Annotated in this window: 24 protein-coding genes; 9 read left to right on the forward strand and 15 right to left on the reverse strand. The window is 59.6% G+C overall.

Annotated features, from left to right (window positions below; translation table 11 throughout):
• From HU715_RS11595 to HU715_RS11610, 4 genes are all read right to left on the reverse strand, one after another.
• The gene (locus tag HU715_RS11595) at positions 1-1,368 is read right to left on the reverse strand and encodes an acyclic terpene utilization AtuA family protein (protein WP_186706267.1); all 1,368 of its coding nucleotides are present in this window, start codon (positions 1,366-1,368) and stop codon (positions 1-3) included.
• Positions 1,365-2,393, reverse strand: a complete 1,029-nt coding sequence (locus tag HU715_RS11600) for a phosphoglycerate dehydrogenase (RefSeq protein ID WP_186706266.1) — start codon at positions 2,391-2,393, stop codon at positions 1,365-1,367. Before HU715_RS11600 ends, HU715_RS11595 begins: the two co-directional genes overlap by 4 nt.
• Positions 2,394-2,421: 28 nt before the next feature.
• On the reverse strand, positions 2,422-3,816 hold the full coding sequence (locus HU715_RS11605) for an OprD family outer membrane porin (RefSeq protein WP_186706265.1): 1,395 nt from the start codon (positions 3,814-3,816) through the stop codon (positions 2,422-2,424).
• 84 nt (positions 3,817-3,900) lie between these two features.
• Positions 3,901-5,190, reverse strand: a complete 1,290-nt coding sequence (locus tag HU715_RS11610; protein WP_186706278.1) for a CitMHS family transporter — start codon at positions 5,188-5,190, stop codon at positions 3,901-3,903.
• A gap of 260 nt (positions 5,191-5,450) precedes the next feature.
• Here HU715_RS11610 and HU715_RS11615 point away from each other — a divergent pair, with 260 nt between their 5' ends.
• Entirely contained in the window at positions 5,451-6,656 is a 1,206-nt protein-coding gene (locus tag HU715_RS11615) for a citrate synthase (RefSeq protein ID WP_186706264.1), read from the forward strand.
• A gap of 50 nt (positions 6,657-6,706) precedes the next feature.
• Here HU715_RS11615 and HU715_RS11620 read toward each other — a convergent pair whose 3' ends face one another.
• The 3 genes from HU715_RS11620 to HU715_RS11630 form a co-directional block, all read right to left on the reverse strand.
• Positions 6,707-8,080 carry an MmgE/PrpD family protein gene (locus HU715_RS11620; protein WP_186706263.1) on the reverse strand — a complete coding sequence of 458 codons (1,374 nt, stop codon included), beginning with the start codon at positions 8,078-8,080 and terminating at the stop codon, positions 6,707-6,709.
• A 78-nt stretch (positions 8,081-8,158) separates the two neighbouring features.
• A complete protein-coding gene (locus tag HU715_RS11625) occupies positions 8,159-8,467 on the reverse strand; it encodes a DUF4387 domain-containing protein (RefSeq protein WP_186706262.1) in 309 nt (102 codons plus the stop codon).
• Positions 8,464-9,879 carry an acyclic terpene utilization AtuA family protein gene (locus tag HU715_RS11630; protein WP_186706277.1) on the reverse strand — a complete coding sequence of 472 codons (1,416 nt, stop codon included), beginning with the start codon at positions 9,877-9,879 and terminating at the stop codon, positions 8,464-8,466. Before HU715_RS11630 ends, HU715_RS11625 begins: the two co-directional genes overlap by 4 nt.
• A 291-nt stretch (positions 9,880-10,170) precedes the next feature.
• Here HU715_RS11630 and HU715_RS11635 point away from each other — a divergent pair, with 291 nt between their 5' ends.
• Complete coding sequence (locus tag HU715_RS11635; RefSeq protein ID WP_186706276.1) at positions 10,171-11,097, forward strand: LysR substrate-binding domain-containing protein; 927 nt, start codon at positions 10,171-10,173, stop codon at positions 11,095-11,097.
• Between the two features lie 38 nt (positions 11,098-11,135).
• Here HU715_RS11635 and leuD read toward each other — a convergent pair whose 3' ends face one another.
• The 3 genes from leuD to ydiJ form a co-directional block, all read right to left on the reverse strand.
• Positions 11,136-11,744: a 3-isopropylmalate dehydratase small subunit gene (gene leuD, locus HU715_RS11640; RefSeq protein ID WP_186706261.1), complete on the reverse strand. Its 609-nt coding sequence runs from the start codon at positions 11,742-11,744 to the stop codon at positions 11,136-11,138.
• Between the two features lie 3 nt (positions 11,745-11,747).
• Entirely contained in the window at positions 11,748-13,169 is a 1,422-nt protein-coding gene (leuC, locus tag HU715_RS11645; RefSeq protein WP_186706260.1) for a 3-isopropylmalate dehydratase large subunit, read from the reverse strand.
• Between the two features lie 297 nt (positions 13,170-13,466).
• Positions 13,467-16,529: a D-2-hydroxyglutarate dehydrogenase YdiJ gene (gene ydiJ / locus HU715_RS11650; RefSeq protein ID WP_186706259.1), complete on the reverse strand. Its 3,063-nt coding sequence runs from the start codon at positions 16,527-16,529 to the stop codon at positions 13,467-13,469.
• A gap of 157 nt (positions 16,530-16,686) precedes the next feature.
• Between ydiJ and HU715_RS11655 the strand changes: the two genes are divergently transcribed.
• Both HU715_RS11655 and HU715_RS11660 read left to right on the forward strand, forming a co-directional pair.
• Entirely contained in the window at positions 16,687-17,589 is a 903-nt protein-coding gene (locus HU715_RS11655) for a LysR substrate-binding domain-containing protein (protein ID WP_186706258.1), read from the forward strand.
• Between the two features lie 380 nt (positions 17,590-17,969).
• Positions 17,970-18,212 (forward strand): hypothetical protein, encoded by a 243-nt coding sequence (locus HU715_RS11660; protein WP_186706257.1) that lies wholly within the window; start codon positions 17,970-17,972, stop codon positions 18,210-18,212.
• 30 nt (positions 18,213-18,242) lie between these two features.
• On the opposite strand, the gene HU715_RS11665 is transcribed toward HU715_RS11660, so the two are convergent.
• The 4 genes from HU715_RS11665 to HU715_RS11680 form a co-directional block, all read right to left on the reverse strand.
• Complete coding sequence (locus tag HU715_RS11665) at positions 18,243-19,982, reverse strand: OPT family oligopeptide transporter (RefSeq protein ID WP_186706256.1); 1,740 nt, start codon at positions 19,980-19,982, stop codon at positions 18,243-18,245.
• A 420-nt stretch (positions 19,983-20,402) separates the two neighbouring features.
• Positions 20,403-20,810, reverse strand: coding sequence for a VOC family protein (locus HU715_RS11670; RefSeq protein ID WP_186706255.1), 408 nt, complete (start codon positions 20,808-20,810; stop codon positions 20,403-20,405).
• Positions 20,811-20,833: 23 nt separating this feature from the next.
• Positions 20,834-21,259, reverse strand: coding sequence for a YciI family protein (locus HU715_RS11675; protein WP_186706254.1), 426 nt, complete (start codon positions 21,257-21,259; stop codon positions 20,834-20,836).
• A 128-nt stretch (positions 21,260-21,387) separates the two neighbouring features.
• Positions 21,388-22,407: a substrate-binding domain-containing protein gene (locus HU715_RS11680; protein ID WP_186706275.1), complete on the reverse strand. Its 1,020-nt coding sequence runs from the start codon at positions 22,405-22,407 to the stop codon at positions 21,388-21,390.
• A 366-nt stretch (positions 22,408-22,773) separates the two neighbouring features.
• Between HU715_RS11680 and HU715_RS11685 the strand changes: the two genes are divergently transcribed.
• From HU715_RS11685 to HU715_RS11705, 5 genes are all read left to right on the forward strand, one after another.
• Positions 22,774-23,166, forward strand: coding sequence for an ester cyclase (locus HU715_RS11685; RefSeq protein ID WP_186706253.1), 393 nt, complete (start codon positions 22,774-22,776; stop codon positions 23,164-23,166).
• A gap of 174 nt (positions 23,167-23,340) precedes the next feature.
• Positions 23,341-24,591, forward strand: coding sequence for an MFS transporter (locus HU715_RS11690; RefSeq protein ID WP_186706252.1), 1,251 nt, complete (start codon positions 23,341-23,343; stop codon positions 24,589-24,591).
• Positions 24,592-24,740: 149 nt separating this feature from the next.
• The gene (locus HU715_RS11695; RefSeq protein WP_186706251.1) at positions 24,741-25,157 is read left to right on the forward strand and encodes an ACT domain-containing protein; all 417 of its coding nucleotides are present in this window, start codon (positions 24,741-24,743) and stop codon (positions 25,155-25,157) included.
• A gap of 108 nt (positions 25,158-25,265) precedes the next feature.
• Positions 25,266-25,556: a type II toxin-antitoxin system ParD family antitoxin gene (locus HU715_RS11700; protein WP_186706250.1), complete on the forward strand. Its 291-nt coding sequence runs from the start codon at positions 25,266-25,268 to the stop codon at positions 25,554-25,556.
• A 2-nt stretch (positions 25,557-25,558) separates the two neighbouring features.
• The gene (locus HU715_RS11705) at positions 25,559-25,915 is read left to right on the forward strand and encodes a type II toxin-antitoxin system RelE/ParE family toxin (RefSeq protein WP_186706249.1); all 357 of its coding nucleotides are present in this window, start codon (positions 25,559-25,561) and stop codon (positions 25,913-25,915) included.
• A 14-nt stretch (positions 25,916-25,929) separates the two neighbouring features.
• On the opposite strand, the gene glcC is transcribed toward HU715_RS11705, so the two are convergent.
• Entirely contained in the window at positions 25,930-26,697 is a 768-nt protein-coding gene (glcC, locus tag HU715_RS11710; protein ID WP_186706248.1) for a transcriptional regulator GlcC, read from the reverse strand.
• Positions 26,698-26,859 lie beyond the last annotated feature (162 nt).

Here is a 26,859-nt window from a genome sequence, read left to right on the forward strand (position 1 = left end):
TCACGCGCCCTCGACTGTCTTGATAGAAAACCGGAAAGGTGCCAACGGATCCGCCACGACCATCACATGACTGAGCACGAACTCATGCACCACGCCCCGGTCCATCGAGGCCGGCGAGAAAGGAAACGCGTGGGTGGGCAGGTCTTTGTCGCCAGGCAACGGAAAGTGCAGCAGGTAAGGATTGAGCAACGCGACCATGTCCTGGGTGCGCTCGGCGGTCGCCGACGTCGCGATGGCCATGACGCCGATTTCCACGGGCGCGCCCACCCGTGACTCAAGCGCTCCCAAGGCTGAATCCTTGCCAATGGCGCGGAACTGCAAGTCATAGTCATCGGCGCCGATGCCCAGGTGCTTTTCGATCCGCTGACGCATGACCGAATCCAGATAGGCCAGCCACTCATCGAAGCGCTCGACGTATTCCGGATCCCGGACAATGCTCATGACCACCGATTGGAAGCCGCACGGCGCCGCCCCCTCCAACTTGACGGTGTAGTCTTCGCTTGGCGTCCAGACCGAACCTTCGACTCGCACGGTCTGTTCGTCCAACGCGGTGTAGACCGCCTCCTCCACGTTCAGTACGCCGCCGGGCTCGACGAGTACGTGGGGGTTGCTGTTTTCATACAGCATGTGCGCCATGACCGAACGCGGGGTGAGCCGGGCGCCCTCACCAATGGCCTTGATGGTGAATCCCGTGTCGTCGATCGCGGCCATCACCACCGCGTTGGCGGGCGTGGTCGTGCAGGACGCGCCGCACTCCAGGATCTTTCCAGCATGCCACGCGGCGCCCTGATGGGCCCCGCGCAGGATGGGCAGCGAAGCCATCACCGCCGTGTCGGTGGAACGTCCTGCCAGGATGATGTCCGCGCCATCTTCAAGCGCATGAATGAAGGGCTCCACGCCCATCAGCGCGACAATGCGCGAGCAGCGTTCGACCAAGGCATCGTCGATGTGATCGAGTTGCAAGGGCTTGATGCGTCCCTGCGCCAACGCTTGTTTCACCACGCTTGCCGGTTGCTCGCTGTAGACGCTCGCGATGCGCACGGCCTGACCGAGTTCGGCGGCGATTTCCTCGCACAGACCGCGCATCAGGTCGACGCCTGCGTCGGAACCACAGGTGCCGCAACTGCCGATGATCAACGGGATGTCCAGTTCCGCCCGCGCCTGCATGAACACGCGCAACTCGGCCCGCAGTATCGAGGCCGAAGCCTTGGTCGTGCCGGTGCCGAGGTAATGGGGACCGGAGTCGGTCGACCCCGCGTCCATTGCAATCACGTCCGGTCGTTCCAGCAGCGCCTGGTCAAACGCCGCCCGTGGGAAACCGGTGCCAATGGCGCCCGTTGGCGTCAGCACTTTAATCGGGGTATTCATGGATTCTCCTTCAAGTCTGTAGAGCGACGTCCGTCAGCGATGACGCAATGGCCAGGCGGGCTACGCCCCTCCAGTACAGCCACCGCACATTGCGCGGCTATCAGATTGGTACGATTGAGCCCCTCGACCGTGGAGGCGCCGACATGGGGCGTCACGATCACGTTGGGGAGTTGGATGAGTTGTTCGGTCACCGCCGAAAGCACCGGCTCCGACTCGCTTTCGAATACGTCGAGCCCTGCCCCGGCCAACCGGTTTTCCCGCAGGGCCCACAGCAGATCCGCATCCCGCACCAGCCCACCCCTCGCGGTATTGATCAACACCGCGGAAGGTTTCATCCGCTTCAGCGCACGGCTATCGATCAGCCCATGGGTGTGGCGGTTGAGCGGTGCATGGAGGGTGATGAAATCGCTTTCCTCGAGCAGCGTTTCCAGGTCGACAAAACAACTTCGGGGGATACCCTCGAGCTCTGCGTTGTCTGGATGAGGGGTGTAGATCAGCGGCTTGACTTCGAACCCGGACAAGCGCTGCAGTACACCCCGGCCAATCCGGCCCAAGCCGACGACGCCAACGGTCTTGCGGTACAAATCGCCTCCCAAGGGAATCGACCAGTCATTGGCCGACAACCCCAACTGGCAGCGTTTGAGCTGGCGGCACACGGCGAGCATCAACGCCACGGTGTGGTCTGCGACGCTGGCGTCGTTGCCGCCGATGGCGATGGTCGCCACCTTCCCGGCCGCCGCCACCGCCGCCGTATCGACCCGCTCGTAGCCCACGCCACGACGGGCGATGACTTGCAGGCGCGGGAGCCTACTCAGCAGGCTCGACGTGACGTTCGCGTGACCGACGATCCAACCGTCGGCGTCTTCCAGGAGATCGAGCAACTGGCGTTCGCTCAGGTCGCCATCCGCTTGCCCCTGAGCCAGTTGCGCAATAACAACGTTACAGCCGTGGCTCTTCAGGAAGTGCACGGTTTCTGCATCGAAAAACCGCTGTGTAACCACTAGGGTGTGGCGAGGTTTAGACATCACTGGCCTCTCGATATATGTCCGGCAATCAAAATGCGTAATCCAGGTACACCCGGGCTTCCGAGCCAGTGACCACGTTGTCGGGTTGAGCGGACACCAAGGCGACAAAGTCCTGGTCGATTCGGTAATCGATGTAAATCAAACCCACGGAAAGTCCGGAATACTCCTTTTCGTCGAAGCGATAATAAAGACGGTATTCGTTCTGCCGTTCGCGCACGTCGGTGCGTCGGCCACTGAAAGGGTCCGTGGCGTCAAACTCACCTTGCTTGTAAATGGTCATGACTTTAAAACCGTCCAGCGAAGCGCCTAATAACGAATGTCCGCTCAAGTCATATTCGGCGCCTATTTGCCAGGTGCGTTCGCCGTCGTTATTAAAGTCGTTTCCGGAACGTGTCCAGGCGTCCATCTTGCCGTCGACGTTATCGCCATGATCGAAATAGGCGTAGCCCAGTCCGCTGGTCAACTCGGCTTTGGTCTCGGAAAATGAAACGCCCAAGCGAAGCTTATCGAGTAATAAACCCACATTGATGTTCAGCCACGTCGCGTCATCGTCATAAGCGGCCTCGCCGGCCTGCCAGTCGCGTTCCCAGATTCGCCCGGCTTTTTCAAACTCATAATATTGAGTATCCAATACAATGCCGGCTTTATCGCCGAGGGGTGCTTTCAGGGTCAGACCATAACGGGTGTTCTCATTGAAGTCCCGCGATACACCATGGTCGTAACCCAGTTCGATGGCCTTCAAGTCGTATTTAATGCCGTAGGTGTAGAGGTCCTTTATTTCCTCGCCCGACTGGCTCAGCAGGTGTTCGAAGTCTTCCCGGTCCCTAGGAGACGTGCGGTTGATGTAGGCGGTTTCAAACCCCAACGTACCGGGCAGCGGGCCGATGCCCATCTCGGTGAAGTTCAGGTGGGCCCGGCCTCCTTGATAGGATCCCGGTACAATCCGGGTGTCGAGCGTGACCAACGTCCCCGCATCGAACCGGCCCCGGCCTATTTGCGAATCGGCGTTCCAGCCGTCGCCTTCGTAACGCAACTTGAAATAACCCTGGCCGACTTTTGCAAAGCCACCGTTAGTGCCATCGGTGTCGTCAAATAAATCCCGCCCATTGTCTTTGGAGTCGATCATCGCCACGCCATACAACGAGGCATCAAATCCTACAACGCCGGCCCAATAACTGGAGTTATAGTCGAGGATCGCACCAACCCCTGTCCCGCCCAACTCGGCGCCGTCCGGAAAACCACCAAAACGATCTTCGATCAAATCGTTGGATATCCGCGTATTGATATACATCGAGCGAAGATAAGCATTCAACTTGCCTTCATGCTGGAACCTGTCGGGGTTACTGATGGTTGCCGCAAGACAAACATCAGACACAAACAATGTCGACAGCAACGTCATAGCGACGGCGTTAATCGATTTCATCGACCACCTCATCTATTATTTTTATTTTGACGTGAGCAGACGCGAGCTGGCGTCCTTGAAACTTCGGCGCAGAGAACTAACTGATCAGATAATCGCCCGGGTAATTACCGCCGTGACAATCAGGACAAGGCTGCTGCCTATGGCCCAGAGCAGGCAATAGCGTTGCATATCACCCATGTCGCGCTTGATGATCCCGCTGATGAGATACACCGCGGCGACCAATGGGCTGAGTGCATGGACGGGCTGCCCCAATACTGACGCACGGGCTATATGCATCGGGTCGATACCATACTCGGCCCCCGCCGCCCCCAGTACCGGCAAGATGCCGAAGAAGAACGCGTCGTTGGACAACAGGAAGTTCAGCGGCAAGGCCACCAGTGCGGTAATGATGCCGAAGTATTGTCCGCCGCCGTCGGGAATCAGCTGGACGATTTTCCCCGACATGCCGTCGACCATTCCGGTGCCTGACAAAATCCCGGTGAACGCACCTGAAGCGAAGATCAGGGCGATGACCATCAGGACACTTTCAGAATGAGCCGCCACCCGCGCCTTCTGCTCCGACAGGCGTGGATAGTTGATCAACAGCGCCAGGGAAAAGCCCACCATCATCAACATGGGCAAAGGTGCCAGCCCTGTCGCCATGGCGTACATGAGCCCGGCGGTGAGCGCCAGGTTGACCCAGAACAGCTTCGGCCGCTGCGTTTCGGATTGCACGGTCGGCAAGACGACCTCCTGCGGTGCAACGTCTTGGTGACCGGGCGTCCAGCCCAAGCGGCGCCGTTCCTTGCGGCCGATCCAGAACGCGACGACGAATGCATAGGCAAGCCCCGCGAACATGGCCGGTACCAGGCCCAGGAACATGTCCGCCACATCGAGATGGAGGGCACTGGCGGCGCGGGCGACCGGCCCTCCCCAGGGAATCAGGTTCACCACGGTATTGGTCAGCAGGAGCATCAACGCCAGAATGAGCGGGTTCATCCCAAGGCGCAGATAGAGCGGCAGGAACGCTGTGGTGACGATCAAGACCGTCGTCGCACCATCCCCATCGAACGAGATCACAGTGGCCAACAGTGCGGTGCCCAACACAACGCGAAGAGGATCATTGCCGACAAACCGCAGAATCCGCCGTACCGCCGGCTCGAAGAGCCCGGCGTCAAACATGATTGCGAAATACAGGATTGCAAACATCAACATCAGTGCGGTGGGCGCTACTTGCTTGACGCCGCCCATCACCATCCCACCCAGTTCCGGCCCTGCCCCACTGGCCAGCCCGAAAGCAACCGGAACGAGGATGAGTGCCGTCACAGCGGACAGTCGCTTGCTTATGATCAATGCCATAAACGTGACGACCATTGCGAAACCTAACCAAGCCATGCGTTTCACCTTTTCGTTTTTATTGTTATCGACGCCATCAAAAATCAATGTGAACAACTTTTGCGCACTCGAAATCTACATAGGGGGTGAAAGCCTGTAAATCTTGATTTTTTTCGTCAATATCCCCCATCTACCGCGTCGGTTTGGACAAATGACTCAAGACGCAACAGAGAAAAAATTGCTGCTTTGTAGACATTGACGAAATGACCGTATATTTAATAAATATGTACGCCTTTCCAATCAACCTGCTCGGATTCGTCATGCCAGAACAAGAAGACCTCTACCTTTCGGCAGAAGAGGCGGCAGCCCTACTCGGAATCAGCCTGCCGACGCTGTACGCCTACGTCAGCCGCAAAAATATCCGCTCCCTCAAGATCCCGGGTACGCCCAAGCGCCGTTATTGGGCCGAAGACATCCAGCGCCTGGTCAAGCGTCCGGCGGGAGAGAAGCACGCGCCCAAGCGCTCGTCGCCGTCGGACAGCGCCATTACGCTGATCACCGATGATGGCCTGTTTTACCGGGGCCATGACGTCGTCGAGCTCGCTGACCGCGCAACGGTTGAAGACGTCGCCGAGCTGATCTGGCAAGTGCCGTCTGCGTTCGGCACGTCACTGCCCCGTGCACCGAGGGACAGTGTCAAGCTGCTGAACATCTACGAACACATGTCCGCCCAGGAAAAAGCCATCGCGCTTTTCCCATTGGTCCAAAGAGAAAACCCCAAGGCCTTCGACCTTTCCACGGACAGCTACGCGCGTACTGGCGCCGATGTCGTCCGATGGTTTGCCGCCTTGGTGGTGGGCGCGACCGAACCGAGCACGCAACCCTTGCATGAATTCATCACCCAGGCCTGCGGCGCCCCACCGGCGTACGCCGACCTGATCCGCCGCCTGCTGATCCTCAGTATCGACCATGAGTTGGACCACACCGCCCATAGCGTGCGTGTCGCCGCCACGACCGGCGCCACCCCCTACTACGCGGTCATTGCCGGGCTTGCCGCAGCCCGGGGCCACAGAATCGCTTTTGGAAGAAATGAAGCCGCCAGCAGGATGATCGAGGAAATCTGCACCGCTGTAGACCCTGCGCGACCTATATTGCAGCGCTACAGCCAGGACGGACACATCGTCGGCTTTGGCCCCAATGTGCATGCCATCAACGATCCGCGCGCCAGCAATCTCATGGCGGCGTTGACGGCCGTCTTCGAGGGCGACAGCGAATTCGCAAAACTGCAAAAAGCGTTTGCGGTGGCCTCGGAACTCGTGGCGTACCCACCGGAATTCATCCTGCTGGTGAGCTTCATCGGCCAGAAGTTAGGGCTGCATGGACAGGAAATTTCATTGGCGGGGATCGGTCGCCTGATCGGCTGGATAGCCCATGCCAGCGAGCAATACAACCAGCACCACGACGCCCGTCCTCGCGCTCGTTACGTAGGGACGTTGCCTACGGCGAGCGAGACCGCCCGCCGTTAATCCCCGCTCGGTCGCGCCTCTGGGAAGCGCCCATTGGAGCGACAGACTGGCTATGAAACGGCCATCGCCGCGAACAGCGAGGTGAATTCGGTCTGCTTTTCGAGACCAGCAACGAAGCCGAGCACTTCAGCTTGTGCCGATGCGTCGATATGCGGCATGGCCATGCGCCGGAATTTACGTTCGAAATCGCCATCGGTCATCGGCGTTTCGACTGAACCGGGCCCGGTGATCATCTCACTCACGACTTGCTCGCCGGACACCAGGGTCACGCAGACACGGTTGGCCAGATGCCGTGGGAACAGTGCGGTCAACGCCGGATCCTCGACAACACTGACCTTGTCCATCAAGGCAATCGCCGCCGGGTCGGCAATCTTTTCAGGGCGATACGAATCCACCGTGATGTCGCCATCGAGCAAGGCCCGAGCCACGTTGTAGGGCAGGCTGTGATCTGCTGTTTCCCGGGTCTTCGGCAACCATTTTTCAGGCGTATCGGCCAACACCCGCCGGTTGAATTCAGACGTTGCGATCGTAATGGCAGCGATATCTTCCACGCCATCGATGCGCTTGCGGATATCCAGCGCAGCCCAGACGGCGGTGTGCAGCTCGCCATTGGTGGGAAATGTCTTGGTCAACGAGCGTCGTATGGCGTAGTCGCCATTGTCCGGCGTACCGAAACGACGGGTATCCAGATCGAACGAACCCGAAACCAGCTTGAAGAACCCCATCTCACCTTCAAACACCGGCGACGGCCCCGTCATGCCATGGCGCGCCAACTGGGCAGCGAAAATGGCGTTGCGCGCGGCGTTGGCGGCGGAGCAGCCCTTCCAGTCGGACAATGCTCCACTGCGCACCTGGCGCATGGCCAAGTGACCACTCACGGCAATGTTGATCGCCTGCTCCGTCTGCGCCACGTCCAGCTTCATCAGGTTGGCAGCCGCCGCAGCCATTGCGACGTTGATGTAATTGACGTGGTCCCAGCCTCGCTTGTTCAAACTGGCCGCATCCTGCAAACGCATCTGGATTTCATAGGCCAGGACGATGGCCGAAATCAGTTCCGCCCCGGTTGCGTTTTCAGCTTGCGCCAGGGCGAGGCAGGCTGGGATGTTGTCACTGGGATGGCCGGGCTCCAGGCCCATATAACCGTCGTTATAGTCCAGGAAACGAACCATCAGGCCATTGGTGAACGCCGCGATTTCCGGCGTCGTTTGCAGGTGCGTGCCGAATACGCTGGATGATTTGGCGCGATTGGCGGCGGCGTAACACACCGCGGCCTTTACCGGGTCAGCTCCGTAGGCACCCAGCACGCACGCCAGGCTGTCGATAAAGCGCTGGCGTACGAGGTGGATGATCGCTTCGGGCAGGTGCTGTTTTCTGAATGCATGGGCATAGCGTGCAAGCCGCATCGCTACGGTCGAGTCCGTCATAAGTACCTCGGGTTGAATAGGTGGACCGGGCCTCGTCCATGAGGCGAACAGATCAAGGCGCGACGCGGTGCCGCCGTCTCAGTCGATGACCACGTCAAGCAAGCGGACGTATTGCTGGCCGGCATGCATGTCGCGCTCGACCATGCCGCCTTGTGGCGTTGCACGGGGATAAGAAATCTTGACCATTTCCAGGTCCGGCACTGCAATGCGCTTGACCCGTTCGGGATCGGTGCCGTAGAGCCTGGCAAATTGCGCCGGGGAAAGTGCGGCACAATCGGCATAACGCTCGAAATTTTCGCGGCCACTGAAAAAGATATCGAACGTAATCCAGAACGGCCCCGCTTGTTTGGAACGGACATGCCGGCAAACATCACGCAACTTGATCATTGTGCAAGCTCCTTCATCGCCATTGGCCTGTCCGACAAATCGATCCATTCAAGACGTACCAACGCCATGGGATTCTCAAGTTGCACCACATGGTTCAACTTGAACTCATAAATCTGGCCTCGGGGTATATCCGCCGGTGTAAAGGCGAAACCATACGAAGGTAATTCCTTGCCCATGACACTGGGGTAATGAAAGAAGTAAGGATTGCACGCATGGGCAATGGTATTGGCCATTTCCTGAGTCGCGGCAGTGGCGACAAACAACACGCCTATTTCAGTTGGCGGTAATGTTCCAACAGGCGGTTTTACCCCGGTGACACCATTCCATCCATACATCCGCAAGGAAATATGAAACTCACCCAACTCTTCGGCTGGAATGGACTGACGGGTTCTTGTGTAAAGCGCTTCCAGCAGCCGATCGTGAAACCCATCGACATCGTTGAGCACATCCGGGTCCTGGATGCCCACCAACATGATCGTTTGATATAAACCGGCGGCGGCCCCTTCCAACTTCATCGTGTAGGGCATCGTTTCCCAGCGTGAGCCTTCTACCCGAACGGCACGCCCATTCAGATCGGCATAACGCGCCTGGGCAACATTCAAGATACCGCCAGGCTCCACCAACCGGAACGGGTCGCTGTTCTCATACAGCATATGGGCCGAGACGCTATGGGGCGTGCACTGGTTGTCCTGGCTCAACGGCTCCACTTCGAAGCCATTGGCATCAATACTCAGCAAGATCCCCGATCCAAGCGTGGGGTTGACGGCGCACTGCACGCCGCATTCACCCGTCTTGCCGGCATGCCAGGACGGCCCCCACGGCGCGCCTTTCCAGATGGGATAACAGGCGATGACGGCGGTGTCGGTCGCGCGGCCGGCCAATATGATATCGGCACCGCCATCCAGGGCGGCGATAAAGGGTTCTACTCCCAATGCCGCGACAATGTGCTCACAGCTGTCCACCGTTGTATCTTCCAGCTCGGCATGAGGCGGGAGCGGCTTGATACGACCTTCGGCATTGAGCTTCTTGATGATGTCCTTGTCTTGCTCACAGTAGATAAGTGCGATTTTCGGCGATACGCCCAACTCCTTGGCGATTTCCAAGGCGATATCACGGGTCCAGTCCAGATTGAGGTCACCGCCCGCCTGCCCAGCGGTCCCCACAATGATCGGTACGCCGGATCGCGCCTGCGCTTTCATTAATATCGTCAGGTCACGCTTTACTGCGCCTCGATTGTTCTTGGACTTTCCAAGTGCAAGATAGGCCGCGCCGCTATCCGTTGAACCTGCGTCCGTGGCGATTACTTGCGCGCCAGCAGCCAATCCATAAGCAATTTCTTCTTCTCGAACACCCGCCCCCAAAGAACCACAGGGAACGATCACTTTTACGCAACCTTCAAATAACTGCGCCATGACAACCTCTTTCAGATCACTCAGTGCGCCAATAATAATGGCTGCAATTGCGCTGACAAGTGGACAGAATTTATCCATATATCATTAACAAACACACTGTAACTTTGGCACTCCAGGCATAACCCGATTAATATCGCGCCAGAGCGCCAGACCCATTTTTTATTTTCAAGCGGGTGTGTTAAAAACTTGCCTGAGGGGCGCCATCGATGGGCATTTTCATTGCAGCGCATGAACGTTTGGCGCCTACATCGCAAACTGACTCCGACAATTATGATTGGAATAGTCCAGACCATGAGACGCAAGCCTCACCCTCGAGAACAATCCCTGTTGCCGGAGGACCTCCGTGTATTCCTCGCCGTGATCCGGAAAAATGGCTTTGGCAATGCTGCCGAGGCCTTGGGGTTTTCCCCGGCCTATGTCAGCAAGCGGATCTCCGTCCTTGAGGCCGCGTTGGGCGCGAAGCTGTTGCATCGCACGACCCGGCGTGTCGCGTTGACCGACGACGGCGAACGTGTCCGCGTCTTCGCAACGCGACTGCTGGGGGATATGGATGACTTCATCAGCGAGTTGACCGACTCCCGCCAGCAATTGCAGGGGAGTTTGCATATCTGCAGCTCTTTCGGTTTTGGTCGTAACCACGTCGCACCCGCGATTGCCTCGCTTTCGCAGCGGTACCCTCGACTGGAGATTCGCCTGGACGTATTTGATCGCATGGTCGATATCGTCAATGAAGGCTTCGATCTCGAAATCAGGGTGGGCTACGACCTTCCCCAACAACTTCTGGGAAAAAAACTCGTGAGTAACCGCAGGGTGCTCTGTGCAACCCCTGGGTACCTGGAAAAGCGCGGCATCCCGACCTCCCTGGAGGATCTGGCCCGGCATGATTGCCTGGTGCTCAAGGAGCATAACAACGCCTTTGGCATCTGGAACCTGACAAAAGACGGCATTGAAGAATCCATCCGCGTCACCGGCCCACTTTCATCGAACAATGGCGAGATTGTGTTGCGCTGGGCCTTGAGTGGCGCAGGCATCATCCTGCGCTCGTTGTGGGACGTGAAGCCCCTGCTTGAAAGTGGACAACTGGTCCACGTGCTGCCCGGCCATGCCCAGAGTGCCGATGTCTGGGCCGTCTACCCGACACGGCTCAGCCAGTCCGCCAAGCTAAGGGCCTGCATCGAATTCTTCGAAGCGCATTTCAAGGCCCTCGCCCTCGCTTGAGCGCCCGGCAGCGGTGGCGGGCAGGCGCGCCTGGGCACTCAGTCCAGCCACGGATTGTCTGCGTAGTGACGCGCTTCGAAATCACGAATCTGTGCCGCCCGCTGCAAGGTCGCGCCGATGGCGTCCAACCCCGACAGCAACGATTGCTTGCGTAGCGCATCGATGGTGAACTCGATGACCGAGCCCTCACTCAGCCAGATCCGCTGATTCGGCAGGTCGACGCTGATCGTCGCGGTAGCCCCATGGCTCACGACGCGAGCCAGTCTCTGTAACTGCGATTCGCACAGCTGTATCGCAAGCACGCCGTTACGCTGACAGTTGTCATAGAAAATACCGGCAAAGCTTGTCCCGATCAGTGCTCGAATCCCCAGTTGCTTGAGCCCCCATACCGCATGCTCGCGGCTGGAACCACAGCCAAAGTTGGGCCCGGTCACCAGGAAACTGGCCCCGCTCCAGGCCGGTTGGTTGAGGATGAAATCTGGATTGGGTTCGCCGGACTCAAGGAAACGCAGGTCAAAAAACACGCCTTTATCCAACCCGCTTCGATCGATCCCTTTCAAGAACTGCTTGGGCATGATGACGTCGGTATCGATGTTGGAAGCGAGCAACGGCGCGGCTTTTCCAGTCACGGTTTCAAAAGGTTGCATGGTTCAAATCTCCTCGGCCAATAGGCGTACGTCGGTCAGGCGACCACGGATGGCCGCTGCGGCAACCATCGCCGGGCTCATGAGGTGGGTCCGGGCGCCCGCCCCCTGACGACCTTCAAAGTTTCGGTTGGTGCTGGACGCGCAACGATCGCCCGCGGCAAGCACGTCGTCGTTCATGGCCAGGCACATCGAGCATCCGGACTGACGCCATTCAAAACCGGCTTCGAGGAAGATCCTGGCCAAGCCTTCCTCTTCAGCCTGGGCACGCACCTGGGTTGATCCGGGAACGATCATCGCCCGTACGGTCGAGGCGACTTTCCTGCCTTCCACCACCCGTGCGACGTCACGCAAGTCTTCGATGCGCGCGTTGGTGCATGAGCCGATGAACGCATGGCTGATCGGCACGTCACTCAACGCCATGCCGGCTTCCAGCCCCATGTAGGTCAAGGCGCGCTGCATGCCCTGGCGCAGGATCGGATCGGCAATGGTCGCCGGGTCCGGAACCCTGCCACTGACGGGCGACGCCTGGTCCGGGCTGGTTCCCCAGGTCACCATCGGCGCCAACCCATCCACGTCCACCCGCACTTCGCTGTCGAACACCGCACCTTCATCGGTGAAGAGCTCGCGCCACTTTTTTTCCGCGGCATTCCAGTGCTCGCCTTGAGGCGCACGGGGCTTGGACTTGAGGTAGCCATACACTTTATCATCGGGCGCCATGAAGGCTCCCCGGGCCCCGGCCTCCACCGCCATGTTGCAGATCGTCATGCGCGCCTCGACGCTCAATGCACTGATGGCCGGGCCGGTGAATTCGATGGCATACCCGGTCGCGCCTGACGCGCCAATCTTCTCGATCAGCGCCATGATGATGTCCTTCGAGGTGACGCCCATGCCCAGCGTGCCGGTGACCGTGACCCGCATGGTTTTCAGCCGCTTGTAGACCAATGTCTGCGTGGCCAGCAGATGCTCGATTTCAGAAGTGCCAATACCAAAGCCAAACGCGCCCAGGGCGCCGTAGGTCGTGGTATGGCTGTCGCCTGCGGCCACCACCATGCCGGGCAGGATAAACCCCTGCTCTGGCGCGACCACGTGCTCGATCCCCTGGCGCTTATCCAGCACATCGAACAGCTCGATGCCGAAGTCCCGGCAGTTCTCTTCGAAGTACGCGACCTGCAAGGCGCCACCGGCGTCAGGCATGGCCGCGATACGGGTCGGGCTGGTCGGGTTGACATGGTCGACAACCGCTAACGTCGCGCGAGAACGCCAGACGCCACGCTTCGCCTCGCGCAGCCCGCTGAAGGCTTGGGGGCTGGTGTATTCGTTGGCCACCTGGCGGTCGATGTAGAGCAATACATGCCCTTGATCGTCCAGGGTCGCGACGGTGTGACTGTCGATGTGCTTCTGGTAGAGGGTACGAGGGCTGTTCATTGCGATGCGCTCTGTGGTGCCGGGTCACGGATGCACAGAGCATATTCGCAATGAAAAACCCATCAATGGCCTTTAGGTGATGGTATGGAACACGATTCGTGAACAATGGAAGTATTCAATGACGTGCATTCCGGCCTGTGGCGAGGGAGCTTGCTCCCGCTGGGCTGCGTAGCAGCCCCATAACGTCCGCCGCCATAGTGTCAGGTCGAGCGTTTTTGGGCGCGCTACGCACGCCAGCGGGAGCAAGCTCCCTCGCCACGGGTTTGTCGCCAGCCTTTGAGTGAGCGGTATCGCCTCTTATCCGCCCTCGACCGACACCTCTTTCACCCGCGCCAACAGAACCTGCAGAGGATGCAGCACGGTAATACCCTCTTGGCGCTTCACCTGGCTGCGGCAGGAATACCCGTCGGCAACCACCCGGCCCGACTGATTGAGTTTTTGCAGGAGCGGCTTCCAGGATTGCCCGTAGATCGTGTCGGATGTCTCCGCGTTTCGCGTTTCATGCCCGTAGGTGCCCGACATCCCACAGCAACCGCTGGCTTGCACGTTCAGCGCCAGGCCCATGCGCTGGAAGATTTTTTGCCATTGCCCGACGCTGCCCGGCTCATTGGTTTTTTCCGTGCAGTGCGGCAGGAAGTGGTAAGGCTCGTCCGCCTTCACGGTTTGATCGTTCGGCAGCGCATCGATCAGCCATTCCTGCGCAAGCATCACCTGGGGAGCGTTGCCGGTGGTCAGTGTCTTGGCGTACTCCTGTCGATAGACCAGCGTCATCGCCGGATCGAGCCCCACCAATGGAATGCCATACTGCTGGAGGCTGAGCAAGGTCTGGCCATTGAAGCGGGCGGCCTTCTCAAACGCCTTCAAGAAACCCTGCACCTGAAGCGGTTTGCCGTTGGGCGCGTACGGCGCCAGCAAGACCTTGTAGCCCAGCCTCGATATCAGCTCCACCCAGTCCACGAGCAAAGGCGTTTCAAAAAACCGGGTAAAGGCGTCCTGGACGAGGATGACGCTTTTCTCCCTCTGCTCGCTGCAAAGCGCTTCCAGGCGCTCAGGTGTTGCCACCTCCACGTCCCAGCGCCGGCATACGGCGGCAAAATCCACCAGGCTGAGCAGCGGGCTATCGACCATCCCGGCCACGCGTTCGAGCCCCCAGCGGATCGACCGGGCGCTCATCACGAAGTTGTACAGGCGCGGCATCCTGGCGAGATAGGGAACCGTGTATTCCAAGGAGCCAATCAGGTAATCCTTGAGGGGACGCAGGTAGCGGCTGTGATAAAGCTCCAGAAAACGCGAGCGGAACTCCGGCACATTCACTTTGACAGGGCATTGGCCCGCGCAGGATTTGCAGGCCAGGCAACCGGTCATCGCTTCGTAGACTTCATGGGAAAAATCCGCCTGGCCCATCTTCCGGGCCAGGCTATTTACGGCCCGACGCGCAACACCCTGGTTCCTGCCAGCCCCTCGAACCCGATCGCTGGCCGCCAGCACATCGACACCCTGCTCGCCCTGCAACCTCAGCCATTCCCGGATCAGCGAGGCGCGTCCCTTGGGCGAGTGAATGCGATTGCGTGTGGCTTTCCAGGACGGGCACATGGCGTCATCCGGATCGAAGTTGTAGCACGCGCCATTGCCATTGCAATGCACCGCCGTGTCGTAGCTTTGCCAGACACGTTCATCAATGGTGCGGTCCAGGGCACCGCGCAGCTCCACTTCGTCGACACGGGTCAGTCGAGCGTCTGGAACCGTGTCCGGGGTGGCGATCTTGCCTGGGTTGAGTTGGTTGAAGGGATCGAAAGCCGCCTTCAGCGCTTGCAGCGCCGGGTACAAATCGCCGAAGTAATCGGGCACGTATTGCGACCTCAAGCCCTTGCCATGTTCGCCCCACAACAGCCCGCCATACTGTTGCGTCAAGGCCGCGACCGCATCGGAAATCGGCCGGATCAAGGCGGCCTGGGCGGGATCCTTCATGTCGAGGATCGGGCGCACATGCAGGACGCCGGCGTCGACGTGACCGAACATGCCGTACTGCAAGTCATGGCTATCGAGCAGCGCGCGGAACGCCTGGATGAAGTCGGCCAGGTTTTCAGGCGGAACCGCGGTGTCTTCGACAAAGGGCTGGGGCCTGGCCTCGCCCTTGACGTTACCCAATAAGCCCACGGCACGCTTGCGCATCGCATAGACACGCTTGAGCGCATCGGCGCCAATCGCCAGGGTGTGGCCCAAGCGGACAACCGAAGTATCGCGCTGCAGGTGCAGGACGAACTCATGGACCTGCTGCTGGACCGCCGCTTCGTCGTCGCCACTGAACTCAATGAGATTGATCCCCAGCGTCGGTGTATCGGGGTCTTCAGGGAAATACTCGGCGACGCCGTGCCAGACAATGTCCTTCATCGCCAGCATCAGCACTTTCGAATCCACGGTCTCGATCGACAGCGGCTTCATCGCCATCAACGCCTTGGCATCACGCAGGGCATCCATGAACCCGGCGTAACGCACATTCACCAGGATGGAGTATTGGGGGATGGGCAGGACGTTCAGCTTGGCCTCGACGATGAAGCCCAGGGACCCTTCAGAGCCGCAAAGCACGCTGTTCAGATTGAAGCGCCCATCGGATTCGCGCAGATGGGCCAGGTCATAACCGGTCAGGCAGCGGTTGAGTTTCGGAAAGGTGTCCCTGATCAGCTCGGCGTGGGTATCGGCGATATCCACCGCGCATTTGTAGACGTCCCCCACCCGATCCCGGCGTTCGACCAGGGCTGGCAAAAGCGCCACGTCGATAGCTGAACTGTCGAGGCGATGACCGCCAAGCAGAACCGTCGAAAGTTCGAGAACGTGATCACGGGTCTTGCCATAGGTGCAACTGCCCTGGCCACTCGCATCCGTGTTGATCATGCCGCCGATAGTGGCGCGATTCGAGGTCGAGAGTTCTGGCGCGAAGAACAGGCCGTAGGGTTTGAGGGCTGCGTTCAACTGATCCTTGACCACGCCACTTTGGACCCTGGCCCAACGCTCCTCGACGTTGATCTCCAGGATGTTATTCAGATGACGGGAAAGGTCGACCACCACGCCATCGGTGAGCGATTGGCCGTTGGTGCCAGTGCCGCCACCACGCGGCGTAAGCACCACCGCGCGGTGGGCGGGCTCGGCGGCCAAGCGGGACAGGATCATCACGTCCTGTTCATCCAGGGGAAAGACCGCCGCTTGGGGCAGGCGCTGGTAGATGGAGTTGTCGGTGGCCAAGACCGTCCGGTCGCCATGGTCGCGGGCAATCTCGCCTTGAAACCCCGCCACTTTGAGCGCGTTCAGAAAAGCGTCATAGGTCGCTTTCTGGGGATCAGGAGACGATAACCGGGCAATCATGATGTTTTCCTACAGGCTGAAAAGCTAATCTATGCATTCACATTACGTATGCTCGGCACGAGACGTATCGAGCAGCTGCACAAGGTTTTCATGATTCTTGCCTTCCTGTACGGTTGGAGCAAACGTAATTCCTGCTGGCTTTGCATGAGCTTTATGAATGAACCCTAGACGCCTGACGCCTTCGATGTCGCTGCTGGTTGCCTTTGAGGCCGCCGCGCGCCATTGCAGTTTCACCAAGGCAGCGGAAGAACTGGCATTGACCCAAAGCGCCGTCAGCCGGCAGGTACAAACCCTGGAGGCGCAACTTGAGATCGAACTCTTCCGCCGCGAAGGCCGAAAGATTGAATTGACCGCCGCTGGCGCGCTGTATCAGCACGAACTGGCGGCCGCGCTGGGACGGATTCGAAGCGCAACGTTGCAGGCCATCTCGTACAAGAACGACAGCGGCCCCTTGAACCTGGCCGTCCTGCCGACCCTCGGTTCCAAATGGCTGCTGCCGCGGATGCATGAGTTCTATGCCAAGCACCCGGACCTGCTGGTGCACATACATTCGCGGATCATCCGCGAGGACGTCCAATCCTCCACCCACGACATGAACGCAATCATCTGCGCAGGTTCGGGAGAGTGGCCCGGCTACATTGCCCATCCGTTGCTCACGGAAAAGCTGGTGGTGATTGCCAGCCCGACCGCATTGCCCGAGTACCGGGCCATGTCGCCGGCCAATGTTGCCGAGCATGCCTTGTTGAACGTCGTGTCGAGGCCCGGTGTCTGGTCGGATTGGTTTGACCAGCACAACGTCGATCACCGCACCATGCGCTCCGGCCCGAGCTTCGAACTCACCGCCCACCTTATCCAGGCCGTGGCGGCGGGGATCGGGATTGGGTTGGTTCCGCAAATCCTGGTGCAGGATGAACTGAAAAGCGGCGATCTGGTTGCGTTGTTCGAACCAATGGAAAGTGGGCGCAGCTATTACCTGGTCTACGCGACCCGATACCAACATCTGCCCGCCTTGAAGGCCTTCAGTGCCTGGCTGCTCTCGTTGCCGTTTCCCGATAACTGAGTTCGGCCCTTCAGGGTTCAGGCTGATCCCCTGTGGGAGCAAAGCTTGCTCGCGAGGCGGCCTGACAGCCGACCTATCTCTCCGGCCATACCCCGATCCAACTGTGGGAGCGAGCCTGCTCGCGAAGACGGCCTGTCCGCCGACATGCCTCTCCCGCCTACCCCTCCCACCCCGGATGACGCCAACTTATTGGCACAAAATCCAACCAATTAAAAATATATTAATACAGTGACAGATTCCCGACGCACGGTACTGATGTGCCATTGCTGGGGACTTGAACCGAAGCTCATCATCCGCAGGCAATCACCGCTAAACGTTTGGGCCGCCGACCTGGGCTACAGGATGTAATCACTCGCATCACGCAATGGAGCAACACCGAGATGATGACTGTCTATTTTGTTGTGATGACGATCTGCAGTGGCTACGAAGGCTGTGTCGATGAACGACAACCAGGGCCAACCTTTGCTTCCAAGGCAATGTGCATGGAGACGGCCAGAGTGATGGCGCCGCGCAAAGGGGTGAAGTTCAAGTGTCGCAAAGAACGTACATGGGTGGCCGATGGGGCACGGCCAGTAGAAGGTTACGACAAAGTTGTCACCACCAAGAGCCTCGGCCAACCTTAGCATTACGACTTTTCTCGCCGACAACACCCATCAGGTCCCAAGCATCTGCCACAACGACGCGCCCACCCCGGTAATGCTCTCCCCGGCAATCAACCCCGCCGCCGCAGTGATGGCGAAGCGTTCGGTGAGGCTCGGCCAGCGACAGCTCACCAGCCACGTCAGCACCGCGCCGAGGGCCATCATCAAGGACACCGAGGCCGGCAGGACGAAGGCCAGGCCCAGGGCCGCCGTGCTTGGCAGGTAGCGGGCCCGATGCGCCGGCAACAAGCTATCGAGAATCCCCAACGACACACCGACCAGACCGCCGATGAAAATCGCCCAGCGAATGCTCGCTGACAATGAATCCAGGCCCAGGGTCAGGGTCTGCGCCACGGCCTTCCAGGTGGCGACCGCCGGGGCCGGCCACTCTTCGGTGAGCAGCATGGTCTGCGGGTCCGGGATCAGCGCCAGGTAGGCCAACACGCCGACGATGCTGCCGATGAAAATCCCCAGGATCTGGGCGATCACCTGCTTGCGCGGCGTGGCGCCAATCGCCCGGCCGACCTTGAAGTCGTTCATCAAATCGGTGCACTGCCCGGCCGAACCACCGGCGGTATTGGCGCTCATCAGGTTGATCGGTACCTGGCCCGGGGCGACGATGCCGAAGCTCAACTGGGACAACTGCCCAATGGCCCCGATCGGCGGAATGCCCGTGGCGCCGACCACCCGGGCTGCCACCGCCGCCAGGCAGATTGCCAAGGGAATGGTCAACAAGGCCATCCAGGCGTTAATGCCGAACAACAGCACTTGCAGGCTGACCACCAGGATGATCGACAGGGCGAAACCGGCCGCCGGCCCAGGCTTGGGGATCGTCCAGATCGCCCGGCCGCCCGCCTTGGTCGAGCGGTGCAATGCCCACAAGCGAATCGCCAGTGAGGCCAGGGTCGAGCAGACCATCAGGCTCACTCCCGGCCATAACAACCACTCCACCAGCGCCGCGAATTGCGGGCCGCTGCTACCGCTCGGCAGCTGCACCAGGCCTTGCTCCAGCAACCACGGCGCCAACCCGCCCCACGCCAGCAAGGCGCCGAGCAGCAGGGTCAGGCCCACGCGAATACCGATGATCCCGCCAAACCCCACCAACAGTAGCGAAGGGTCCGCGGTGAACGTCAGGCGTTCCAGTTGAGCGGTCGGAGACCAGCGCGGGATAGCCCACATGAACGTATCGACCGCCTTGACCAGCCCGGACAGCATCGCGGCGCTGAGCAGCACTTTCAAACGCGTCGCGGCTTCGTGGCCGTGGTTGTAGATATGCAACAACGTTTCCAGGGTCGCCATGCCTTCGGGAAATTTCAAAGCCTTGTCATTGAGCAGCGAGGGACGCAGGTACCAGGCAATCCAGATCCCGAGGAAACTCACCGAAAAGACCCAGGCCACCATGGGAATGGCCTCCAACTGCTGGCCCGTCAGCAAGGTGTAGGCCGGGATGGGCGCGACCAGCCCACCGGAAATGATCGACGCGGCGGCAGAGGCCACGGTCTGGTTGATGTTGCTTTCGTGCAGCGTCCAGGGCAAACGCCCCACCGATCGGCTGGCCAAGCCCTGCCAGATGCCATAGCCGATCAGCAAGGCAATGATCGACATGTTGAACGACCAACCGATCTTCAACCCGGCGTAGACATTGGACGGTGTCAGCAGGATACCGAGGACAATCCCCGTACTGACCGCACGCAGACTGAGCTCGCGTTCGACGACGGCGTTTAAGGGGAAGGTGGATGAGGTTGAGTGCATGCGAGGTCCTTGTCGGCACTGGGGGCAGCCACCAGATTCAGGCTGATTCCCTGAGTGATGCGGTTTTACTTAGGGAAAACGATGAACCTGTGGCGAGGGAGCTTGCTCCCGCTTGAGTGCGAAGCGCTCACAAAAAAAAGGGCCGCTGCGCAGCCCAGCGGGAGCAAGCTCCCTCGCCACGGTTTGTCTACAGCCTTAATTGAACAGCCCATACGGATCGCTTCAGCAAACGGGCACAGCCAGGATCACTTGAAGCGGCAGCTTAATAAGTGAACGCAGGATCGGCGCAAGGTTCACACGACGGAGGCAAACCCTGGCGAGCGTGCTCGCCAGGATCGTCCATCCAAGGGCGGGAAGTGAGGCGTGTCGCGAGCGCTGCCAACGGCCAGGCAACGCATCGCAGCCAAAGCAGTGTTCGACTTATTGCCGGCCCTCGCAGTTGATCATCCAGGCAATCCCGAAACGGTCTTCGAACATGCCAAAACGTTCCGCCCAGAAGGTCTTCGCCAAGGGCATCTGCACTTGGCCGCCCGCGCTCAGGCCTTTGAACAGCCGCTCGGCCTCCTCCACACTGTCGATGTTGAGGGAAACCGATACCCCTTGTGGCTTGTTATACGGCTGGCCCGGCGGGCAATCGGAGGCCATCAGGCTGAAATGGCCCACGGTCAGGCAGGCGTGCATGATCAGGTCCGGGTCCTTGGGCATGCCGACGTCCTCAGGCGCCTCGGCAAAGGACATGGAAAACAGCTCGCCGCCAAGCACGTCCTTGTACAACGCAAAGGCTTCCTTGCAGCGACCGTTGAAAGTCAGGTAAGGGATGATTCTCATGGTGGGTCCTCCTGTCGCCGGCTTCACGATTGACTGGACAGCTGCGCCCGCAAGCGTGCTTCCTGCTCGCGCAACTCGGGGGTGAAGGTTTCGCCGAATTCCTCGAGTTCGAAGATCTGGCGGATTTCTATTTCACTGTCGCTGACCATCGGGTTCGGGCAGCGCTTGACCCAGTCGATGGCCTCCTGCAACGACTGGACCTTGAAGATCCAGAAGCCGGCGATCAGCTCCTTGGTTTCGGCAAAGGGTCCGTCGACAACCGTCCGGTCCTTGCCGGAAAACTGCACGCGTACGCCCTCGACGCTGGGATGCAGGCCTTCACCGGCGAGCATCACCCCGGCCTTGACCAATTCTTCGTTGTAGGCGCCCATGGCGGCCAGCAGTTCTTCACTGGGCATTTCTCCGGCTTCCGACTCCGGACTGGCCTTGACGATCACCATAAATCGCATGCTCGTATCTCCTGAAAATGGATGGATCAAGCCGTCGGTGTGGCGGCTCTACGAACTAATCGAATGGCAATGGCCGAAATCGACAGGTCGACGCCATTTTTTTCGATACGCCGTGAAGTTACGTCCGCTCAGGGATTCCATTGGAATCGATAGATGTCTCGATAACCATTGCTTGGGTCATACAACAACTTCTTCCCGCCGTCGAAAGCGATATTGTCGGCATTGACCAAGTGAACCGGTGCCACGAAGCCACTCACCGGCTGGCCGGCCATCAGTCGGTTCAACTCATCGATCACCTGCCAGCCATGCACGTTGAGCGGTTCGGCCACGGTGACGGTCTGGTAGTTCTTTTCCTGGATGCGCAAGAACGCCGAAGCGCTGCCGTCACCGGCCGACAACAGGCTGATGCCATCGCGGGGGATCGCGGCGCTGGCCAAGGTCGCCACCGCGTAGTCGAAATAGATATCGTTGATGGCCAGCGTGTGGGTCCAGCGCTTGCCATGGCGCTGCAGCAGCTGCGTGGTGATCGCCGGCATTTTCTCGCGACTTTCGGAGATTGCGACATCGCGCACTTCCAGCAACGAGCAGTCCCGACAGGCCCGAATCACGTTTTCCATGGCCTTGGCTTTCGCCATGGCAATGCTGTACCTGGAGTCGGTCAGGATGACCACGCCGGCTTTTCCGTTCGACTGCGCCACTGCCGCCATGGCCGTGATGCGAGCCACTTCGAGCGGATCGGTGGTGACGTTCATGGCCATCGGCGTACCGTCAATCGCCCCGGGCTTTTCCCCGGCGTGCCAGCCCACCACCGGCACGCCCTTGTCGGCGAAGACGGCCAGCGCCGCCTTGTTTTCAAGGGCATCGGCACCGCACAGAATGAGGCCATCGGGGTTCGCCGCCAGCGCATCGGCAAAGGCCTTTGCACGCCCGTCCGGGGACCCGGCGCCATCGAATACCCTCAGCGTCCACCCCATCGCCTTGGCGGCCTCGCGAGCACCTTGGGCAACACCGACAATACCGCCGTTGCGCATATCTTCTGCGACAATGGCAATGCTCTTGCCGCGCTGGGCGCGCGGACCGGTTTCAGGACCGCTCCAGGGCACGGCGCCGAGGGTGGCCTTGGCAACCATTTCCTGCGCTTGAGCCACTGTCACCGTGGCATCCGTTGCCGCTGGCAGGTTCTGGCCGTATCCGGGCGTTGCCGTGAAAAGGCAGAAAACCGTCATTGAAACTGTCTTGAGCAACCGGGACCTGGTCAAACAGGTTCGATCACCGCGTGTGGTGCCGGGTCTGGAGCCGATGGCGCGATCATAATGGGTCATGGCGTCTCTTTTTTTTGTGGAGGCAGTGTTCAGATTCAATGTCCGCAAGGATAGTCGCTTCTGTTGGCATCGACCCGAAAGGGAAACGGCAAGTTTGTAACATCCCCCCAGCCCCGGGCCTCGCGAAGAGCAGCCCGACGCTGCAGCATGACTATGCTCTGGAGACAGTCACGTAACGGAGCGTCAGTCCCCATGACTTCAAATCTGGCCGATATTTATACCGATTACATCGCCTGCCTGAATGCACAGGATTGGGACAACCTGGGCCTTTTTGTGCATCAGCAAGTGATTCACAACGCGAGACCATTAGGGTTGCATGGCTATCGAAGCATGCTGGAAGCGGATTATCGGGACATCCCCGACTTGCGCTTTGAAGTCGAATGCCTGGTGGTCGACCCACCCCGGTTGGCGGCTCGCCTGGTATTCAATTGCACGCCGGCTGGGGAGTTCCTGGGGCTTGCGGTCAATGGCGCACGGGTCGCCTTCACGGAAAACGTCTTCTACGCGTTCGAGGACGGCAGGATCCGCGAGGTCTGGTCGATTATCGACAAGCAAGCGATCGAGGCTCAGCTCCCATCCATGTAGAGGAGTGCTCCAGCGCTGCCAGTTGCAACGCCCCGCGCATCGTACCCGTAGGCAACGGCATCGCGGAAAACCAAATCCAAGAAGCAATCGCGCTCGACATCCATTATTCGACGCACCCCGAAGTGAGGGACCTGTCGGGCGCATAGCCTGTGAGCCACTCTGGAGGAGATGGCGATGACACGCACCCGTTTTTTTGGAAAAACCGTATTGGCCTGCACGTTCATCCTGGCGATGATCGGTTGGGGGATCGGCTTCTACGGGCCGCCGATCTACATGCAAGCGGTCATGGAGCGCACGGGTTGGCCGATCGCCGAGGTCTCGACCGCCGTGACCGTGCACTTTCTCAGCGGCACGCTAGTCATCGCCAACCTGCCACGTCTTTATGCACGCTTCGGCATGCCCACCATCACCCTGCTGGGCAGCATCGTCCTGGGCATCGGTGTGAACACCTGGGCTCAAGCCAACCAGCTCTGGGTGTTGTATGCCGGCGCCGTCTGCTCGGGTATCGGTTGGGTGACATTGGGGGCCGCAGCCGTTAACACCCTGATCGCCCCGTGGTACGTCAAGGAAAGGCCCAAGGCTTTGGGCAAGGCCTACAACGGCGCCAGCCTGGGGGGCGTGATCTTTTCGCCGCTGTGGGTGTGGCTGATCGAGCGCTTCGGCTTTGCCGCGGCGGCGCTGGCGATCAGTGTCGTCGCCGTGCTGCTCATCGGCGCCTTCGCCTTCCTGGTCTTCAACAAAAGCCCACAAGGCTTGGGACAGCATCCCGACCACGCAGACCAGCCGGAACCGGTGCCGGCCAGCGCCAGCGCCGCGCCATGGACCGCCCTGCAGACGCTTAGGTCGGCCAGTTTCCGCAGCCTGGCGGCCGGCATGTCCCTGGGCCTGTTCGCCCAGATCGGCTTGGTCGCGCACCTGTATTCGATGCTGCTGGGACGCATGAGCGCCCATGACGCCTCGTTCGCCATGGGCCTGGCCACCGCCAGTGCGATGGGCGGGCGATACGTCGCCGCACGCCTGATGATCCAGGGTATGAACCGTCGGCAGCTGGCCTGTCTCGGGTATGCCATTCAGATGCTGGGCACACTGATGCTTCTGGGCCTGGGCCTGCACCCGACGGTGGCCTGGATAGCCGTGGTGCTGATCGGTTCGGGCATTGGCAATGCGACGTCCTTGCCGCCCCTGATTGCCCAGGTCGAGTTCAGCCGTGAACACACCGCCAGGGTGATCGCCCTGATGGTTGCGATCAGCCAGGCCACCTATGCCTTCGCCCCAGCCCTATTCGGCCTGTTGCGCGCCGTCTTCATCGATCCGAATCACGCCATCGTCGCCGTCGTGGCAGCAGCCGTCACCGTGCAGGTGCTCGCCATGGTGTCATTCTATCGGGGCGTATCCCCTCGCCCCTTCAAGAAAGCCGTTTGCTGACCCTATTCCCCCGGGGCGTTGGAGACCTGCACACCGGCATCAAGACCCACCTCTTATCACTTTTGCTTATCCGTCATCAGCACTATGAACAGCACTTGCCGAAAAACTCCTTGAGAATGCCCGCTTATCCATCAACCAGGTGAATCGACATGTCAGGCGAAAAATCGATAGCGAAACTGCTCAGCGGCATGCGCCCATTACTCAATGAAGGCGATTACGTTTTCTGCTGCGTCGCTGACCCGAACTTGGTCAAAGGCGAAGAGGTGCTTGGCAGCTTCCGCGAAAAAGAAGGCCTGACGGTGATCATCGAACGCAGCAGGGCCTTGGCCTTGGGGCTGGACTTCGACTACGTCGCCGCCTGGATCACCTTGACCGTCCATTCGGCCCTGGATGCCGTGGGCTTGACCGCAGCTTTCGCAACGGCCCTGGGAAAGGCCGGCATCAGTTGCAACGTCATCGCGGCTTACTACCACGACCATATCTTCGTCGGGCGGGAAGATGCGCAAAGGGCCATTGAAGTGCTGGAAGCGCTGGCTCGGTCGGGAGGTAGCGACGATTGCCGGTGATGCTTGTAAATCATGGCGGCTAACCTCTCATTGAATGTATGCGTTCGCGGAAGGATTGGCATACTATGCCAGCAATCCACAATCTGCTTGCCTGCTGCTGGAGCTATCATGGCCACCCGAAACGTTGTACTCACTCCTCACCAGGAGCAAGTTATTCATGACTTGGTCCAGTCCGGCCGTTATCAGAATGCCAGCGAAGTGATGCGAGAAGGTTTGCGCCTATTGGAGCAGCGTGTGGCCGAAGACGCCGCAAAAATCGAGGCCCTGCGTCAAGCGGCCTCGATCGGCATCATGGATCTTGAACACGAGCGTTTCACTCATCTGAGCGAAGAAGGCTTGGAACATTACTTGAATGAACTGAGCGTGGAAGCAGCGCTCCCGACAGGAGAGAAACACTGAGCATGTCTCAGTATCGGATTTCCAACGCGGCGCGGGCCGACATTGTCGACATCCTCAGGCTCTCCCTGACGCAGTTCGGCGATCAAGCACGCCAGCGTTACCAGATTCTGATCCTCACTGCGCTGCAAGACATCGCCGGCATGCCCTCTCGGATTGGCAGCCAGGACCGTGATGAGCTAGCGCCGGGCCTTCGCAGTTACCACCTCATCTATTCCCGCCAGCAGGCCAAACATCCCTTCGGGACAGTCAAAAGCCCGCGCCATATCGTGTTCTACCGTGTGGCAAACGACGACGTCATCGAAGTCGTCAGACTCCTTCATGATGCCATGGAGGCGCAGTTGCATCTTCCCAACGGTTGATTCAGATGTTCCACCTACGCCCATCCCTCAAGCCGCAACGTCGCCCGCACCAGGCGTTGTTCTTCGTTTTCGATTTCCTTGAGGTGTTCGCAGATGCTCTGGATGTGGGCGATGGCGGCCTTGCGCGCCTGCTCCGGCAGGCGACCGGTCACGGCGTTGTAGAGCCGGGCGTGTTGGCGGTCGATCTGACGCTTCTGCGGTTCTCGGTGGTAGAGGTTGTTGACCGAGGCAAACACTGAAGTGAGCAACAAGTCCGTCAGCGAACGCAAGGTTTGCACCAGCACCGGATTGTGTGAAGCCTCGCAGATCGCCAAGTGAAACGCGTGGTCGAGCCGGGCCTGGGCGCTGGCTTCCAGGGACCGGTCGTGGGCATCGAGCAAGGCCTCGTAGCTGCGGGTGATAAGGACGAAATCCGCCTCGGTCCCGCGCAACGCCGCCAGACGCGCGGACTCGCCCTCCAGCAGGCTGCGGACCTCGAACAAGTCATAAAGCGTGCGTGGCTGTGAGCTGAACAGATGCATCAGCGGCGAGGCCAAGCCGTGCCCGGACAGGTCTGCCACGAATGAGCCCTTGCCTTGCTCGGTCCTGATGATCCCGCGCGCGCGCAGCAGCTTCAGTCCCTCGCGAAGGGCGGTGCGCGAGACGCCAAGTTTTTCCGTCAGCCGCCGCTCCGAAGGCAACAACTGCCCGGTCTTGAGCACGCCGTCGACGATCAGGCGCTCAATGCGTTCACAGACCACGTCGGCGACCTGCGGGTTACGGCTGGTTTCTGCGCTGTCCATTGAATCTCCAACTGGTATGACCAGCTTCGGAACAGGGTCTACGCCCATCAAACCCACTCAATAAATCATTGTTTATTAAATAATTTATTCGACCGACAAAAACAACCTGATGAATAAACTGGTTCGACCAGTCCAACAGCCCATAGACAGTAGAACGCCCCG

Origin of the sequence: Pseudomonas zanjanensis (assembly GCF_014268745.2) — a bacterium.
Taxonomy (GTDB): domain Bacteria; phylum Pseudomonadota; class Gammaproteobacteria; order Pseudomonadales; family Pseudomonadaceae; genus Aquipseudomonas; species Aquipseudomonas zanjanensis.